The organism is Lachnoclostridium phytofermentans ISDg (assembly GCF_000018685.1).
Taxonomy (GTDB): domain Bacteria; phylum Bacillota; class Clostridia; order Lachnospirales; family Lachnospiraceae; genus Lachnoclostridium; species Lachnoclostridium phytofermentans.
On sequence record NC_010001.1, the window covers coordinates 3108974 to 3125927 of the forward strand.

Sequence of the window (16954 nt, forward strand, 5' to 3'; positions counted from 1 at the left end):
ATATGAAACATTTATGCATAGGATTTATAGGTCTTGGTTTGATTGGTGGATCCATCGCTAAGGCCTTACGGGCTAATCATTACCCTTGTACCATCGTTGCATATGAAAAAGAAGATAGTGTATCTTCTGAAAACTTACGAATTGCTTTATCCGATGGAACAATTAATAACATAGGCCATGACTTAAGCGTGGATTTTTCTAATTGTGATATCATTTTTTTATGTGCACCAATTAGGGTAAATCTATCCTACCTGCCACAATTAAAGGCATGTATCAAAGATACTTGTGTCCTAACTGATGTGGGAAGTGTGAAATCAATCATGCATACTGCTATCGCAAGTTTTGGATTAGATAAGCAGTTTATTGGTGGACATCCAATGACTGGCTCTGAAAAAAGTGGTTACCTAAATTCTAGTGAGTTACTGTTAGAAAATGCTTACTATATTCTCACTCCATCAGATAAAGTAGAAAAAAAACAGGTAACAATGTTTACCAATATCGTAAAACGAATCAATGCGATACCGATCGTACTAGATCCTAAAGATCATGATAACATTACTGCGGATATTAGTCATGTTCCGCACATTATTGCTGCGGAACTTGTTAATCTTGTAAAAGAGTCGGATGATCCAAGTGAAAAACGTAAATTACTAGCTGCCGGCGGTTTTAAGGATATCACTAGAATTGCCTCTTCCTCCCCAATCATGTGGCAAAATATTTGCCTTACGAATAAAGACAGTATAATACATAGTCTAAAGAAGTTTCAGAGTAATTTAGATCAAGTAATCACTGCTTTAGAAGAACAGGATTCTGAATATCTCTATCAGATTTTTGAGTCTGCTGGCATCTATCGTAATCAAATTCCAAACTCCAAAGGTATCATTCATCGTATTTACGAATTGTATATTGATATTACTGACGAACCAGGAGCGATTGCCATCATTGCTACCCTGCTTGGAAGCAATGGCGTCAGCATAAAAAATATTGGTATTATACACAACCGCGAATTTGAACAAGGAGTTCTACGTATTGAACTCTATTCAGAGGAAGCCTTATTGAAAGCAAAGAAATCCTTACAATCTCATAATTATGTGTTATATGAACGCACTTAGGATCTATATCAGAGATAATATATAAAGTTGAACTAAGTTTTCTATACTGTTCTAGGTGTAAAATTACCATTACGCAAGTATTTTTACACCTGAAACAGTAGAAATCTAAAGTTCAACTTATATAAGTAAGAAAAGTACGTTATGCGAACTTTTCCTTACGATGAAGAAATATTACACTAAACTGTATTTCGAAATCCAGTTAACAGGTTGATAAATTAGATATCTTTACCAACTTATGTGTAAAATCAGAAAGGAATTGGTATGAAATTTCATAAAGTGAAACAGATAAATGGTACCCTCACCGTACCAGGTGATAAGTCCATCTCACACCGTGCAGTTATGTTTGGAGCTATAGCAGAAGGAACTACAGAAGTTTATAATTTCTTAAAAGGTGCTGACTGTCTCTCAACCATACAGTGTTTTAGACAGCTGGGAATCAATATAGAAGAAGATACTAAACAGCAAGTGATTCGAATTCACGGAAAAGGACTTCATGGATTAACTCCACCTTCTACTATTCTTGATGTAGGTAATAGTGGAACGACGCTCCGTCTTATTTCTGGAATATTAAGTGGTCAACCATTTGAAAGTAACATTACCGGTGATAGTTCTATACAAAAACGGCCAATGAATAGAGTTATTACACCTCTAAGCCTAATGAATGCTGATATTAAAAGTGTTCTAGGAAACGGTTGTGCACCACTCTGCATTAATGGATCCTATCAAAACGGCGCAAAGTCTGCCTTAAAGAGTATTCATTATAATTCTCCTATTGCCTCTGCACAAGTTAAATCTTCTATTCTTTTAGCAGGTCTATATGCAGAAGGTGAAACTTCAGTAACTGAGCCATACGTTTCGAGGAATCATACCGAACTTATGTTACAAAAATTCGGTGCAAATCTTAGCGTAAACGACAAAACAGTAACTATTCAACCTGAACCAAGGTTAATGGCACAAAAAGTTCATGTACCAGGAGACATCTCTTCTGCCGCTTATTTCCTTGCTGCTGCTTGTATACTCCCTAATTCTGAACTTGTTATAAATAATGTAGGTGTAAATCCTACACGTGATGGAATCATCGATGTCTTGCTTGCGATGGGTGCTGACATTACGAAAGAAGATTTAAAGAATCAAGAAGGTGAAGCAGTATGCAATCTAAGGGTTAGAAGCAGTAAACTTCATGGCACTGTGATTGAAGGAAGTATCATCCCTCGTCTTATTGATGAGATACCTGTTATCGCTGTTGTTGCATGTTTTGCAGAAGGCGATACAATCATCAAAGATGCAGCCGAATTAAAGGTGAAAGAGTCCAATCGTATTGATGTAATGGTACAACAACTGAAACATATGGGCGCTAATCTTACTGCAACCGAAGATGGTATGATTATTCACGGAGGCCAAAAGCTATCTGGTACTGTCATCGAAAGTAAAGAAGATCATCGTATTGCAATGTCTTTCGCTATTGCAAGCCTAATGGCCGAAGGCGAAACGACTATTCAAGGTGCAGAATGTGTTAACATCTCCTATCCAGAATTTTATCAAGATTTGTATAGACTAACCTGCGATAATTAGAGAAATATATCACGTAAACTCTTCTTGAATAGTAGGTGATTTCATGATCGCATAAACTCATTTCTCTACCGTAAAACCTCACCTTAAACTTAGATGGCTAAGTCCAACAAGAAAAAGCATGCATTAACTACTTTTCTTTGATTGAATAATAAAAAAATCTTATTTCTTCTTACGTAAGATAGAAATAAGATTTTTTTATTTATTCGGTCACACTAGGCTCCCTGAGTTGGCTGTTGTGTTTGTTGCTTGTTGTAGTCATCTTCCATTAATAGCAATACTGAACGGAAGTAACCTTTATTCGACTCTTCGCTAAAGATGTCTCTCAAAAAATTCGTAGGGATCACTGACTTAACATCTTCTAAAATAGTCTGATCATCTACATATTCAGTATTAATACGATCTATGAGAGCTGTTAACTTAGTATCCCACAATTCCTTATCCACATAGTCAAATATACTAGTTTTAGTCGTAGGATAATCGTCACGTAATAATTCTATTTCATAATCCCAAAATTCAGTATATGGATTAAGTCCTTTACTTGCAGCATCTGAATTGGCTACCGCTGCTCTAAGACTTTCTAAAGTTCTACCACGATCGTTCGTATCTAAATTACTGTCGATATTTTTGTTCACGTAAATTGTTACTTCTGTTGCAATTAATAACAAAACAACAAGCACTATCAACCTGCCATACTTTTTCATATTACCTTGTCTCCTTATTTATATAGCCTATCTTTTCTCACGCTGTATTCAAAAATATTGTCATATTTGTAAACGCTTTCCACAAAATGAGAATACCTTTTTCAACATTCCTCTTATTATCTATGTTTGTATCAGTACTATACTTTTACACCTGTTACAAAAATCTCATAAGAAGTTTCTCTATATATTATACAATAAGACGACAAAATTTCCTATTAATATTTTATAAAATTATGAAAACACTTACATCGCATTAGATGTACATAATACCATTTCTAAATCATTAGAACATATTCTTAGTTCTGATAGTACGGAATAATCAAATAACATCCACTATGTATGGTATCACTTTTTAAAGAATTACTTTCTTTTATTACTTCAATATAATTTTGTATACTTTTATATTCTTCTGTATAATACTTCGTAGCAATAGACCAAAGAGTATCCCCTGCCTTGATTTCCACACTTTGAAAAGTTTTATAACTTACGGTATTCTGATCAGCATAAGCTATCTTCGTAGGAATAATAGATACTAGATAAAATAATATAATGACAACAAATAAAAAACCTATTGCCTTATGATTAAAGTGATATTTCATAAAACTTATAATTTCTTCTGAATAATTTCTAACACTTCTCTCTCTCATAGCATCCTCCAATATAAACTAAATATGTAAATGAGTTCGTTCTTTGAACAGAACAAATGTTTTCGAACGTATGTTTTCTTAATTATATCGAACGTACATTCGGATGTCAATAGTTTCTGCAAAAAACATTTGATAAAAGTATTAAAAATCGAACATAGGTTTTGCATTCTCTTTTTTATTATGGTATAATGATGTTAGTTGAGTTATTATATACCATATTTAGATTTCCTAGCTGATACTAACATTAGGAAAAAATATAAGTTTATTTATATTAAGAGATCAATATATTGTAAGTAATACAGACAATCATAATCAATAAAATTATCAATTACACTATAAGTTTCGCAGAAGTACATAACCATGGCTTTCTGATATAAGGGATAAAGAATGGAGGTATCCAAATGGGATATGGGAAAATAAGTTCAAAGCAACAGGAAATACTTGACTATTTAAAGGCACAAATAATTAGCAGAGGTTATCCACCTGCAGTTCGGGAGATTTGCGAAGCCGTTAATTTAAAGTCTACCTCTTCTGTTCATTCCCATCTTGAGACATTAGAAAAGAACGGCTACATAAGAAGAGATCCTTCCAAACCGAGAGCAATAGAAATCGTCGACGGTGAATTTAATCTAACAAGAAGAGAACTAGTAAATGTACCTATCGTTGGTACGGTTACTGCTGGTCAGCCTATCTTAGCGGTGGAAAATATTGATGGATATTTTCCAATACCAACAGAATATATGCCAAATGAGCAATCCTTTATGTTAAAAGTAAAGGGCGACAGTATGATTAATGCTGGTATTTTTAATGGTGATCAGATCCTTGTGAAAAAGCAGACAACTGCAGAAAATGGGGATTTTGTCGTTGCGTTAATTGATGATTCTGTTACAGTAAAGACTTTCTATAAAGAAAAAGGTTATTACCGTTTACAGCCAGAGAATGATTTTATGGAACCTATTATTGTTGAAGATGTGCAAATTCTTGGTATCGTAATCGGATTATTCCGTTTATTTTAAATCGTAGCAATAAAAAGTGATCGCTTTTAACATAACTTTATAATACGACATTCTATTACAGATTATAGTTATTAATATAAGCGCAAGCGATCTATTAATAAAAAATATCTACCTATAAACAAAACAACTCGAGTTAATGATATGAAGCAAAAATTTGCCTTCCCCATCATTACTCGAGTTTTATTTTTCATTCCAATAAAAAGTTCGCAAAGCGTGTTTTTATGGATTACTATATTAAGCTTCTTTTGATATATCAAGAGATACATCTTTACCATCTCTCCAAATACGTTCCAAATCATAGAATAAACGATCTTCTTTTGAAAAGACATGAACGACAACATCGCCGAAATCCATCAATACCCAGCCTGAAGATTTAACGCCTTCAATTCTCTTAGCTTGATAACCGTTCTTTGCTAATTCTTCATCTACAGCTCCTACCATAGCTTCTACCTGAGAAGGATTGTTACCATTCGCTATGACAAAATAATCTGCAATGACAGAGATGTTTCCGATTTCAATTACTTTAATATCTTCCGCCTTTTTATCCTCTAATGCTTTAAATGCAAGACGTACCATTTCCTTCGAAATATTTTCCATTCGTTATTCTCCTTATACCGATTTCTAAAACTCTTTCTATTGCTATAAACCACTCTAAACTTATAACAATTTATTTTCCTTTGTTGACTTTTACTTTATAATATTCCAGTGCATCAAAAGACATACTGTCAATTATGCGATTATTAAACTTTAAGAATTGTAATGTATTATCTAGTGCATAATAAACCGATAAGTCAAGGTCCCTAAACGCTGTTGTTCGGATCACATCAAGTGTAGGCTTTGTATTCTGCGTTCTATGAACCTCAATATAATCAGACAGAAATATATTTTTCTCCAAAAATGTCATCGCTGGCTTTCCTGTCGTATGATAAGTAATCGAAGATAAAATTTCTTCATCTTGAATACCATATTTGGTTTTCGCATAATAAGCACCTAATTTCCCGTGCAATAACATCGGACTATTTCGCTCACATTCTGAAACCTGAATCCCAGCCTTTTTACATTCTTCGAATGCTATCTCAAAAGGTATATATTTCGCGTTATCATGAAGTAAACCTGCAATCATAGATTTCTCAACATTTTCCCCATAACACATCGCAAGGGATGCAGCCATATAGGCAACCCCTACCGTATGTGTATAACGCTTGGCTGGCAGTAACTGTTTCATCTGCTCTTCAATCTGCTCTACGATTTGATTCATCGCTTCCTTATCAATCGCTCCAACTTTAGAGATAGAACCCGTGTTTTATAATATAACTTCTCACGGCTTCTGGTAAAAAATATCGGATTGACTGCCCTTCCTTTACTCGTTCTCTCAGCATTCGTGATGATACTTCCATCATTGGCACTCGTAATAGTTCAATCTTTGCCTTATATTTCTCATTCAGCTCCATTATCTTTTGTAACATTTGGTCATCGTCTTTATCATCCCGCCCAGCAGCAACGATATGCGCTTTTTCCATTACGATTTCTGGTCTTGACCATTTCTCAAGTTCAAACAAAGAATCCCCACCAATAATAAAATAAAACTCTGTATCAGGAAACTTCTTCGTTAACTCAAGTAACGTATCTGCGGTATACGTATTTCCTTCTCTATGGAACTCCATATCAGACACAGAAAAATGTGGATTGTCACTGATCGCTAATTCAATCATATGAAATCGATGTTCTTCTTCAATTAACTCCGATAATGGTTTATACGCTGGTCGCTTGGAAGGAAGAAATATTATTTCCTCCAAATGATACTGCTCATAAGCAGCTTCCGCAAGCAATAAATGAACAAAGTGGATAGGATTAAATGTACCACCCATAATACCAACTTTTCTCATAACCGATTCACTCCCATTACTTTGGCAATTCGATCTTCTTCTTTTCCTTTGACTCACGATATAATACTATTTTCTTTCCGATGACCTGAACAACTTCTGAATGAGTACGTTCTGATAATACAGAAGCGATCTCTCTTGGATCATCTAAACAGTTTTTTAACACTGATATCTTTATTAATTCCCTTTTCTCTAATGCCTCAGAGATACCAGTTGTTAGTTCAGGTGATATGCTCGCCTTACCAACTTGAAAAATTGGATCTATGTTCATTGCAAGACCCTTTAAATATGCTCTTTGTTTACTTGTCATACTTGCTCCATTCCATCTTTTTTCAGCTATTTTTTCCTATAGTGTTATTTGTAGTAGTCGAACTCAAGACCATACATACGTACTGTATCGCCTTCCCCAATTCCTAACTCCTCTAACTGATCTAAGATACCATTTTCTTTTAAGAACTTCTGGAAGAACTCAAATCCTTTTTCTGTATCTATGTTAGTATATCCAAGCATTCTTTCAATACGAGGACCTTCTACTACATACACTTCTTCCGTTTCATTATACTCAACTGTATAAGGCTCACTCATCACTAAATTCTCTTCTGGGAAGTATTCCTTTTCAAATACAATTGGTGTAGCATCAACAGTTTTTAATAAATCACTTACATAATAAAGTAATTCCTTAACTCCTTGTCCGCTAACTGCAGAGATTGGAAATACCTTAATTCCCTTTGATTCGAAAGCTTCTTTGATTTTATTTATTGCTTCCTCTTCCTCTTCGCCATATAAAACATCAGTCTTATTTGCTGCTATTACCTGTGGTTTTAATAATAATCCTTCATTATAGGAGGATAATTCATGATTGATTTTCTCAATGTCTTCCACTGGATCTCTACCCTCGGTTGATGCAGCATCTACAAGATGTATAATTACCCTTGTTCGCTCAATGTGTTTTAAGAACTCATGTCCTAAACCAATTCCCTCGGAAGCACCCTCAATTAATCCTGGAATATCAGCAATAACAAAACCATCCGCACCATCTAAATCTACAACACCAAGATTGGGATTTAGTGTAGTGAAATGATAGTTTGCAATCTTAGGTTTTGCGTTGGTAACTCGTGATAATAATGTAGATTTTCCTACGTTCGGGAATCCTACTAAGCCAACGTCTGCGATTACCTTAAGCTCTAACGTAACATTTAGTTCCATCGCCTTTTGTCCTGGCTGAGCATATTTTGGTACCTGCATTGTTGGAGTTGCATAATGTTGATTTCCCTTACCACCACGACCACCGCGAAGTATTACTTCCCTACGATTTTCATGTGACATATCGGTGATAACTTTACCCGTTTCTGTTTCCTTAATAATGGTACCTTCTGGAACTTTAATGATTAAATCTTCACCATCTTTACCAGAGCAACGTTTCTTTTGACCGTTTTCACCATCACCGGCAGAATACTTTCTCTTTAAACGGAAGTCTCCAAGAGTATTTAAACCTTCATCAACTTCAAATATAACATTTCCACCCTTACCACCGTCTCCTCCATCAGGACCGCCGGCAGGGACAAAGATTTCACGACGGAAAGAAACATGTCCATCGCCACCTTTTCCGGAGCGTATAAAAATTTTTGCACTATCTGCGAACATTATAACCTCAATTCTGGCGCTTTAGCGCCCATCTATACCATAACAACCTGAAAGAGAGCCTGTGCCCTTTATCAAAACACAAACCTCAAAATCTAATCTATATGAAACTAAATATAATAACTTTAGTATTTCACTCTTGTCATTTTTCATTAATGGAAAATCTTCTCTATCTAGTATGGAAGAAAAGGGCTGTTTCAAAATGAAACCTCTTGCAAACATCAGACGACCTTGCGTACGATGTTTGTCATAATAGAAAGAAATTCTTATGTAACTTTCTACTATGAAGGAAAAGACTCATTTTGAAACAGCCCTCTAGTGTATCGTTGTACTAAATTATAACGATGAATACAAGATGAAGCGGTAAGCCGTTTCTCTTGTTCAAATTATTTAGCTTCTACTGGGTAAACACTAGCTTGTTTCTTGTCTCTACCCTTTCTTTCAAACTTAAGAACACCGTCTACTAAAGCAAATAACGTATCATCTCCACCGCGTCCTACGTTAACGCCTGGATGAATCTTAGTACCACGCTGTCTGTAAAGAATGTTTCCAGCTAATACGAACTGACCGTCAGCTCTCTTAGCACCAAGTCTCTTGGACTCAGAATCTCTACCGTTCTTAGTAGAACCAACACCCTTTTTATGAGCGAAAAATTGAAGGTTCATCTTTAACATGACCTACACCTCCTTATATGATAGGTTAGGATACCATCACACCTGCTACTGTATCCGTTTATCGATTTTAATATAATCACGTCCCAATCCTTCTTCGATACCATGAAGTCCTAATAGTAAAGAGGATAATAATACCTCCGTACGATCAGATAGATCTGAGACTACCTTAAATTCAATTAAACCGCTTTTTTCATCCTCTTTATACTCAAAAGTATCCGAAGTAAACTGTTCAATGGAATTAATGGTATTTATCACAAGTATCGAAACCGCAGAACAAACAATATCCTGACCAGACTCTGCATAACCTGCATGCCCTTTGCATCGAAACCCATTGATCTTACCATCTTTATTCTGATGAATTGATACTTTAATCATATCAACCTCTCATCGATGATTAAGCGTTGATCTTGTCAATCTTAACCTTAGTATAAGACTGTCTGTGACCATTCTTCTTGTGGTATCCGGACTTTCTCTTATATCTGTAAACGATGACTTTCTTATTCTTGCCTTCTTCTACAACTGTTGCAGAAACACTAGCACCAGCTACAGTAGGATTTCCTACTACAACCTGACCGTTGTTTAAAACAAGAACTTGGTCAAAAGATACAGTTGCACCAGCTTCTACACCAAGCTTTTCTACTTTAATGATATCGCCTTCGGCTACTTTGTACTGTTTACCACCTGTTGCTATAATTGCGTACATATGGCACCTCCCATTATCATTACTCGCCAACTATGGTGTCCACCTAAAAATAAGCAGAACTTGAACCTCGTTGTGCGGCACACTAAAGAAGTTTAGCATAACTAACAGAGATTGTCAATAAGAAAATACTCATTTCTACAAGAAAAGCCACTTATATCTAATCACTGGAATTCAACTAATCCTTTTCTTACAATTGCCAATTTTATTAAGTTTATACACTACAGCAGTTTGCAACAACTTTTCTTAAATTCGTGGACAAAAGAAACGGTATCACTTACAATACTTATCAGATGTTAGCGCTAAATAATTGAATATAAGTACGAAGTGAATGAAATATAAGCGCTAAGTAAATAAAATATAAGTGCTAAAAATATAAAAATGTTGTTTGCTAACTTCATTTACAAATAATATATAATACTCATTTACAAATAATATATATTACTATAGAAAGGTTGCCATATGGAAATTATACTGAATGATAAGTCTATCAGTTTTCAAATACAATATACAAAGGCTAGTAAATTTAACCTCGATTTTTCACCAGAAGGTCTAATCACTTTAAAAGCTCCAAAAAAATCAACTATGGAAGAAATCAATGCCTTTATGAAATCAAACTCAAAGGTCTTATTAAAATTTGAAGAAAGAATGAGTAATCGTACTTATCTTTCTAGTGTTAAAACGTATGAAAGTGACGAAAACTTTTTATTCCTTGGTAAAGTTCACAAACTCTCCGATCTTTTATCTGAAATTCCTGAGACAGAGGATGGAGTACAAGAAGCTCTAAAAAAGTTTTACACAGCAAAAACCAAGGAGATTATCACGGAACGACTGGCTATCTACGAACCTATCATTGAGGTAAAAGCGAAAGGATTCAAAATTGTAGACTCTCCAGCCACCTGGGGGACCTGTAATTCAAATAAACAGCTAACCTTTAACTACAAGTTATCCATGGCCAGATTGAGTGCAGTCGATTATGTTGTAATTCACGAACTTTGTCATATCATGCACTTAAATCATGATCGGTCTTTTTGGAGAAAAGTTGGTATGTATGATAAAGACTATAAAACACATCAGGAATACTTAGCACGTTTTGGAGCATTCATGACAATTTAACCCATTAGTAACTACGTTGCAAATGGGTTACGAGTTACCAAGTTTCTTCTATTGATTTTAGCATATTCGTTAATTTCACACGAAGTTCTGTCATCCATTCCTTTTCACTGGTAAAAGAATCACTTAGACAATGATGAATTCTCACATAGGAATACAAATTAATGAAGCGTCTCATCAATGGTATACTATTTTTTGTTTCCTCAACGATTGGATATTCGGATTGATATCCTTCGAAAAATGCTATTTTTACTTGCTCAGCCTCAAGTTCACCCTTTTCTTCAGAGACAGAATCCAAAAACTGTTCTATATCTGTAGAATACCAATGATACATTCCATCATCAAAATCAATAACAGAGCAGGTATTTGTTTTTTCATCATAGAATACATTATCTAGTTCAAAATCATAATGAATGAGACCGTAAGATAAATGATTTTTTGGTAGCTTTGCAAGCTCAACTCTCAGATTTTCTAACTCTATCTTTGCTTTATTAGAGCAATGGTAGAGGGTTAACATAGTTTCTATTTCATTTAGAACATCCTCATGAGTCCATTTTTTTATGATAGGTTTAAATCCGGATGAAAGTCGGTGCATCCGTCCCATTGTTTTTCCATATTCATGATACATTTTCTCTGAGTATTCGCAAGCTTCCACTGGTTTACCTGCTACCTTCTCAAAAACAGTAGCATAATACTCCCCCCACTTTGTATTTACGATTCTAATAAATTCCCCATTCTTTGAAGGAACCGGGCATAGGGCTTTAAAGTCATGTTCTCTTAAATACTGTATGAATTCAATTTCTCCATAAATATTCTCTTTCCGTTTTTCATCGGTTGGAGCAATTCTTAAAAAACAAATCTTCTTCTTATAAAAAAACGGATAAATGGCATTAGAAGAAATACGAAAATAAGATAACATCTCATCCAAATTCTCCTCATCATACTCCCAGTTTTTTAATAAGTCTTTTGCTAACTCATAATTACTAATCAAATTTCTCATTTTTAACATTGATAATCCTAACCTTTCTTTCCTTAATATAGACTAAGTTAATTGCAATAACTGTAGGAGATAATTTAAATGCTCAATCAGTAACTGATTTATCTTTTTAGGTAAAAAAGGGTACAAAAAAAACACCCCCATTCGAGTGCTCTGCAAATTCTAATAGGTAATTGCCTACTATATTCAGAATAACGAAAGGTTACATATGCAAATAAATTATTCTACGAATCACCATACTGTTCAATTTATTAACACCCCTTTCGTTTTTAAGATGATATCATTATATAGCATATGGTATATTATGTCAATCCAATTAAAGTATTCTCGCTATCTAACAAAAATGTAAGGTTTGATAGTTTCTTTGTAAGCCATATCGATGGTTTGAATAAAAATTATACTTTATACTTAATTATAGGTCGCATAAGGAATAAATCAAAGAGGAGTGAGTTTATGAAGAACAAAAAGCGAAAACTATTTGTAACTATTGTTATTGTTTTAGTCGGATTCGTTGTATACGAGAATATGTTATTCAAAAAGGGATTTAAAAGAAAATAAGTTCTGATGAGCAGATATTCATAGAGTAGTATATTAAAAATGTAAATAAGAAAAATGTAAATATAGAAAATGAATAAAGAATATAAATAAGAAAAGTACGCAAAGCGTACTTTTCTTATTTATAGGTTCATCTGTGGCCAAATTTAAGATAGTTTAATATTCATCTAAGTGTAATAAATAGATCAAAAGTATTTTCATGTAACTAAAATTTACTCTTACATTAGTTACTAAAGAATCCAATTCCGCACGCACCAGGCCCTACATGAACTCCAATCGTACTACCAATGGCAACCTTAGTAATATCTTGTTTTTTTAGATACTCTTTAGAATGTACATCAAAGTTCTGTGTTAGATTAATATCGCCAGTATATCCGATGCAATATGGAAACTCCATATCGATACCATTCGCTTCTTCCACCAACTCCATCACTTTCTTATATGCACCTTGTATACCTCTCGACTTAGCAGCAACCTCAACAACACCATCCTTAACTTCTATAATAGGTTTGATATTAAGTAATGTTCCTGCAAGTGCCGCAGATGCCGATAAGCGTCCACCCTTTTTTAAGTATTTTAACGTATCCACTAGGGCAAATACTCTGACTTTTTGTTTCTTATCTTCTAACTCTTCAGCGATTTGTTTCGCAGATAATCCTCTCTCTCTTAGTATCTTAGCATACTGAACAAGACTGTTTAAACCTAGCGTTGCAGTAAAGCTGTCAACAAGATAGATTTCATCATATTCACACATATCTTTTGCTATGCAAGCACTTTGAAAGGTTCCACTTAATCTACTAGAGATTGTAATAACAACTGCGCTACTTCCCTCTTCCTTACAACGATTAAAATGAGTTAAGAATTCCTCTGGAGAAGGTTGACTTGAAGTTGGTAAATCTTCCGCGGTTGCAAGTCTTTGGTAGAACTCCTCAGTTGAAATTGTAACACCGTCAAGGTATTCCTCTACACCAAATAAATTATGTAGAGGTACTACAATCAAGTCTTCTCTTGCTGCTTGAACTTGTGTTATATCGGATGTTGAATCAGTTATAATGTGTAACATAGGGAATTCCTCCTGTTTTGGTCGTTTTAAATAAGATTACATTCTATTATTTTTAGTACTCTATAATGTGATACAAGTGATTGTGGTAATCTTGTGCACTTTATGCACTCATGAAGTAAACATATTTTTTTATACTAAAACCTTTTACATACCACATCTTCTCGCAGCTATAATACTGCCATGAATAGCGAATAATATTTTAATTTTCGCTTTACTACTTAAGTTTTTTAAAGAAACGATGTAATGTTCCTAATGCCAGCGTAAGTGCAGCGATCTCTGCTTCATTTAACTGTTCTGAAACGTTTGCTATCAATTTCTCGTGAAATGCTCGATGTTCTTGGTAAGCTTCTTTCGCTATTTCTGTAGTGCATACATATACCTTTCGCTTATCACTTTGTGCTCGATTTCTTATGAGATATCCTTTTTGCTCCAATGTTTTTACAGCTATTGTTAAACTACTTGCTGTTATCATTAGTCTTTCTGATAACTCCTTCATCGTATTTTTTTCGTCATTCTCGCTGTTATATACAGCCTCTATAACATGCATTTCATTTACAGACAATACTTTATGTTTTCCTTTTGCTAAGGAACCTTCTTCTAGTCTTAAGATGTCATTAAATATCGTGACAAAAAAATCATTTAACTGCGCCTCGTAGACATTCAACTTGGTTACCTCCATTTACTTTGAACTTCAAACTATTTCGAATTATAACAGCAGTTTTAACATTCGTCAATATATTTTGAAGTTCAAAGTAATTTCTTTTGAAGTTCAAAGTAATTTTTTTAAGATCAAGTAATTTCTATTTTGAATCGCAAAGTATTTTCAAAAATGAAATAGTTCGTATTGTACAACTATGACGGTCCTTAAGCAAATATTGAAGTGAAGTAGAAAATGGTTAGGAAATATGGTAAAATGAGATCAAAAAAAACAATGAGAATTATAGATGATCTTTTAATCTGATTTTTATATGCAATTATTGCAAGGAAATTGATATTCACCTATGTTATCATTTTTACAGAGAGGAGGGATGCGTATGAAGTGGCTTGAAGACATGAATCGAGCTATGGACTATATTGAAAACAGTTTGCAAGGAAAAACGGATTATGAAAAAATCGCACAAGTTGCTTGTTGCTCTGTATATCACTTTCAAAGGATGTTCACGTTTATGACCGATATTACTTTGTCTGAATATATCCGTCGAAGAAAAATGACGATGGCAGCTTTTGATTTACAAAATAGTGATATGAAAATTATTGACTTAGCTTTAAATTATGGTTATGAATCACCCGAAGCATTTACCAGAGCGTTTCAAACATTACATGGCGTTACTCCCACAGCAGCGCGCAGCATGGGAGCAAATATAAAAGCATTTCCGCGCATATCCTTTCAAATTTCTGTAAAAGGAGTAAGTGAAATGAATTACAAAATTGTTGAAAAAGAAGCATTTCAAGTTTATGGAATTGAGGGTATTTTTGATACCAAAGATGGTGAAAATCTGATTGAAATTCCCCAGTTTTGGGGTAAGAACCTGAAGAATGGTGCGTATGATAATCTTATAAAATCCGCAGGATATCCAAGTATAATAAATGCAGTGTGCACGTATCGAAATACGGGAGGAACTACTTTTCCGTATATGTTATGTGTTATGAAAACACCTTTGAGCAACACGACAGATTATACGGTAGTTGATATACCAAAAGCTACCTGGGCGATATTTGTGAATGAACCTCATGATATTGAGGAGACTTCAAATGCAGTTCAAAGTTTGATCTCTCGTGTTTACACTGATTGGTTGCCAACCGCAAAATATGAGATTGTTGGGGGCTATGATTTTGAAATGTACTATACCAACAGTAATGGAAAGTTCTATGAAGAAACATGGGTAAGAGTTGTTCCTAAGAAATAAACCATTCACAGTTTATAAGTAGGTAACAAGGCTTGTTATAATTAGGGTGCGTCAGTGAGTAAAATGACATAAGCAATTAAGAGGGTGAAAGTTAATCGTACTTTCACCCTCTCTCTATTATGGAATTATTGCTTATCATCGCTTGTTTTTGGATTTAGAAAAGAATATATAATTTCTTTTGTTTCTTCTAAATCTTTAATTCCTAAAACAGCTTTATACTTTTTACCACTTGGTATTTTTAAATCTATATATTTTCCATCTAAAGGCACTCTTAGGGTTTCTATATTATCAAGGGCTAAGTCCATTCCGATGGTTAAATACTCTTTAAAATCACTTTTTGTTATGTCTGTTGTTATATGTACTGCCGATAAAATTTCATCCATCTTTAAGGCTAAGCTTATCATATTTTTTGACTTTAATTTATTAATTATGCTTTGTAATACTTTTCGCTGTCTTTGAGTTCTGCCAAAATCATTACTTTCGGTTCCAGTGGAAACTTTTCTAGTTCTACAGTAACCTAAGACTTGATTACCATTCATTAACTGTTCCCCTTCTACAACATTTCTATAAACTGGATTCGATATATAATTATGTACATTCAAATACTCTGCTTCGTTTTTCGTAAGAGTTACATTGACTCCCCCTAGTAAGTCAACAATTTGCTCAAAAGCTTCAAAGTTCACAAGCAGATATCCATCTAATGATACCCCAAAATTAGTATAAATCGTATCATATAATAATGGTATTCCGCCTCTAGCATATACGGAATTTAACCTATCTTTGTCATACCCCTTTATATCGATATATAAATCCCTCATGAGAGAAAGGAGCTTTAAAGTATTATCCTTAGTATTTATAGAGGCTACTATCATGGAATCTGTATTCTTAGCGTTATCAAATTCTTCAAGGCCAATCAACAGTATGTTTATGATATCCTTGTCCTTTTACCTAACATCTGGCAGTTGGTTTAATACTTCTTTCTCTCCCCCACCTTGATAGTTTCCTAAATTATTTTCAGAGCCATCATAGGATAGTTTTCCATATAGATATTCTCCAACGATATTACTAAGAATTGTTTTACCAAGTGGTGTGAATACTAAGACAGCTACTAGCAAACTTAGAATAGCACAGGCAATGCCTAATCTTTGCTTTAATTTCTTCTTTCTTTTTTGCTTCGCCGTTTCATTGACAATATCTTCATCCATTGATTGTAATTGCTTTGCTAGAGATTCATTAATATCTTCCAGCGATTCATCGTAAGTATCAAGACTATTCGTGATGTTTAATGAACATTGATTCCAATCATCCTCTTCTAATACTTTATCTATGAGATCATTGCTATTATCGTCCTGCATCAATAATTATCCTTTCTG

The 16954-nt window shown here is 34.2% G+C and carries 20 protein-coding genes; 5 read left to right on the top strand and 15 right to left on the bottom strand.

Going from position 1 to position 16954, the window contains the following annotated elements; genetic code table 11:
* Positions 1–2 precede the first annotated feature (2 nt).
* Together CPHY_RS13100 and aroA are read left to right on the top strand one after the other, a co-directional pair.
* Positions 3–1112, top strand: a complete 1110-nt coding sequence (locus tag CPHY_RS13100; protein ID WP_012200553.1) for a prephenate dehydrogenase — start codon at positions 3–5, stop codon at positions 1110–1112.
* Positions 1113–1373: 261 nt separating this feature from the next.
* Positions 1374–2684, top strand: coding sequence for a 3-phosphoshikimate 1-carboxyvinyltransferase (aroA, locus tag CPHY_RS13105; RefSeq protein WP_012200554.1), 1311 nt, complete (start codon positions 1374–1376; stop codon positions 2682–2684).
* A 212-nt stretch (positions 2685–2896) separates the two neighbouring features.
* On the opposite strand, the gene CPHY_RS13110 is transcribed toward aroA, so the two are convergent.
* Both CPHY_RS13110 and yneA read right to left on the bottom strand, forming a co-directional pair.
* Positions 2897–3385 carry a hypothetical protein gene (locus CPHY_RS13110; RefSeq protein ID WP_012200555.1) on the bottom strand — a complete coding sequence of 163 codons (489 nt, stop codon included), beginning with the start codon at positions 3383–3385 and terminating at the stop codon, positions 2897–2899.
* Positions 3386–3681: 296 nt separating this feature from the next.
* Positions 3682–4032, bottom strand: a complete 351-nt coding sequence (yneA, locus tag CPHY_RS13115; RefSeq protein ID WP_012200556.1) for a cell division suppressor protein YneA — start codon at positions 4030–4032, stop codon at positions 3682–3684.
* Between the two features lie 401 nt (positions 4033–4433).
* Here yneA and lexA point away from each other — a divergent pair, with 401 nt between their 5' ends.
* On the top strand, positions 4434–5048 hold the full coding sequence (gene lexA, locus CPHY_RS13120) for a transcriptional repressor LexA (RefSeq protein WP_012200557.1): 615 nt from the start codon (positions 4434–4436) through the stop codon (positions 5046–5048).
* A gap of 234 nt (positions 5049–5282) precedes the next feature.
* On the opposite strand, the gene rsfS is transcribed toward lexA, so the two are convergent.
* From rsfS to rplU, 8 genes are all read right to left on the bottom strand, one after another.
* Positions 5283–5645 (bottom strand): ribosome silencing factor, encoded by a 363-nt coding sequence (gene rsfS, locus CPHY_RS13125; protein ID WP_012200558.1) that lies wholly within the window; start codon positions 5643–5645, stop codon positions 5283–5285.
* A 70-nt stretch (positions 5646–5715) separates the two neighbouring features.
* Positions 5716–6306: a bis(5'-nucleosyl)-tetraphosphatase (symmetrical) YqeK gene (gene yqeK / locus CPHY_RS13130; protein WP_012200559.1), complete on the bottom strand. Its 591-nt coding sequence runs from the start codon at positions 6304–6306 to the stop codon at positions 5716–5718.
* A 25-nt stretch (positions 6307–6331) separates the two neighbouring features.
* Positions 6332–6934 carry a nicotinate-nucleotide adenylyltransferase gene (gene nadD / locus CPHY_RS13135; protein ID WP_012200560.1) on the bottom strand — a complete coding sequence of 201 codons (603 nt, stop codon included), beginning with the start codon at positions 6932–6934 and terminating at the stop codon, positions 6332–6334.
* Between the two features lie 16 nt (positions 6935–6950).
* Positions 6951–7241 carry a ribosome assembly RNA-binding protein YhbY gene (gene yhbY / locus CPHY_RS13140; RefSeq protein ID WP_012200561.1) on the bottom strand — a complete coding sequence of 97 codons (291 nt, stop codon included), beginning with the start codon at positions 7239–7241 and terminating at the stop codon, positions 6951–6953.
* 44 nt (positions 7242–7285) lie between these two features.
* A complete protein-coding gene (obgE, locus tag CPHY_RS13145) occupies positions 7286–8575 on the bottom strand; it encodes a GTPase ObgE (RefSeq protein WP_012200562.1) in 1290 nt (429 codons plus the stop codon).
* Between the two features lie 383 nt (positions 8576–8958).
* Positions 8959–9246, bottom strand: coding sequence for a 50S ribosomal protein L27 (rpmA, locus tag CPHY_RS13150; protein ID WP_012200563.1), 288 nt, complete (start codon positions 9244–9246; stop codon positions 8959–8961).
* A 45-nt stretch (positions 9247–9291) separates the two neighbouring features.
* A complete protein-coding gene (locus CPHY_RS13155; protein WP_012200564.1) occupies positions 9292–9621 on the bottom strand; it encodes a ribosomal-processing cysteine protease Prp in 330 nt (109 codons plus the stop codon).
* 19 nt (positions 9622–9640) lie between these two features.
* The gene (gene rplU, locus CPHY_RS13160) at positions 9641–9949 is read right to left on the bottom strand and encodes a 50S ribosomal protein L21 (RefSeq protein ID WP_012200565.1); all 309 of its coding nucleotides are present in this window, start codon (positions 9947–9949) and stop codon (positions 9641–9643) included.
* 459 nt (positions 9950–10408) lie between these two features.
* Between rplU and CPHY_RS13165 the strand changes: the two genes are divergently transcribed.
* Positions 10409–11062 (top strand): M48 family metallopeptidase, encoded by a 654-nt coding sequence (locus CPHY_RS13165; protein WP_012200566.1) that lies wholly within the window; start codon positions 10409–10411, stop codon positions 11060–11062.
* Between the two features lie 34 nt (positions 11063–11096).
* Here the strand turns inward: CPHY_RS13165 and CPHY_RS13170 are convergent, their stop codons facing one another.
* From CPHY_RS13170 to CPHY_RS13180, 3 genes are all read right to left on the bottom strand, one after another.
* On the bottom strand, positions 11097–12068 hold the full coding sequence (locus CPHY_RS13170; RefSeq protein WP_012200567.1) for a phosphotransferase enzyme family protein: 972 nt from the start codon (positions 12066–12068) through the stop codon (positions 11097–11099).
* A 766-nt stretch (positions 12069–12834) separates the two neighbouring features.
* Entirely contained in the window at positions 12835–13674 is an 840-nt protein-coding gene (locus CPHY_RS13175) for a DegV family protein (RefSeq protein WP_012200568.1), read from the bottom strand.
* Between the two features lie 214 nt (positions 13675–13888).
* Complete coding sequence (locus CPHY_RS13180; RefSeq protein WP_012200569.1) at positions 13889–14338, bottom strand: MarR family winged helix-turn-helix transcriptional regulator; 450 nt, start codon at positions 14336–14338, stop codon at positions 13889–13891.
* Positions 14339–14708: 370 nt separating this feature from the next.
* On the opposite strand from CPHY_RS13180, the gene CPHY_RS13185 reads away from it, so the two are divergent.
* On the top strand, positions 14709–15581 hold the full coding sequence (locus tag CPHY_RS13185; RefSeq protein ID WP_012200570.1) for an AraC family transcriptional regulator: 873 nt from the start codon (positions 14709–14711) through the stop codon (positions 15579–15581).
* 125 nt (positions 15582–15706) lie between these two features.
* Here CPHY_RS13185 and CPHY_RS20870 read toward each other — a convergent pair whose 3' ends face one another.
* Positions 15707–16498 carry an LCP family protein gene (locus CPHY_RS20870; protein ID WP_012200571.1) on the bottom strand — a complete coding sequence of 264 codons (792 nt, stop codon included), beginning with the start codon at positions 16496–16498 and terminating at the stop codon, positions 15707–15709.
* A 27-nt stretch (positions 16499–16525) separates the two neighbouring features.
* The gene (locus CPHY_RS13195; RefSeq protein ID WP_012200572.1) at positions 16526–16936 is read right to left on the bottom strand and encodes a hypothetical protein; all 411 of its coding nucleotides are present in this window, start codon (positions 16934–16936) and stop codon (positions 16526–16528) included.
* Between the last annotated feature and the right edge of the window lie 18 nt (positions 16937–16954).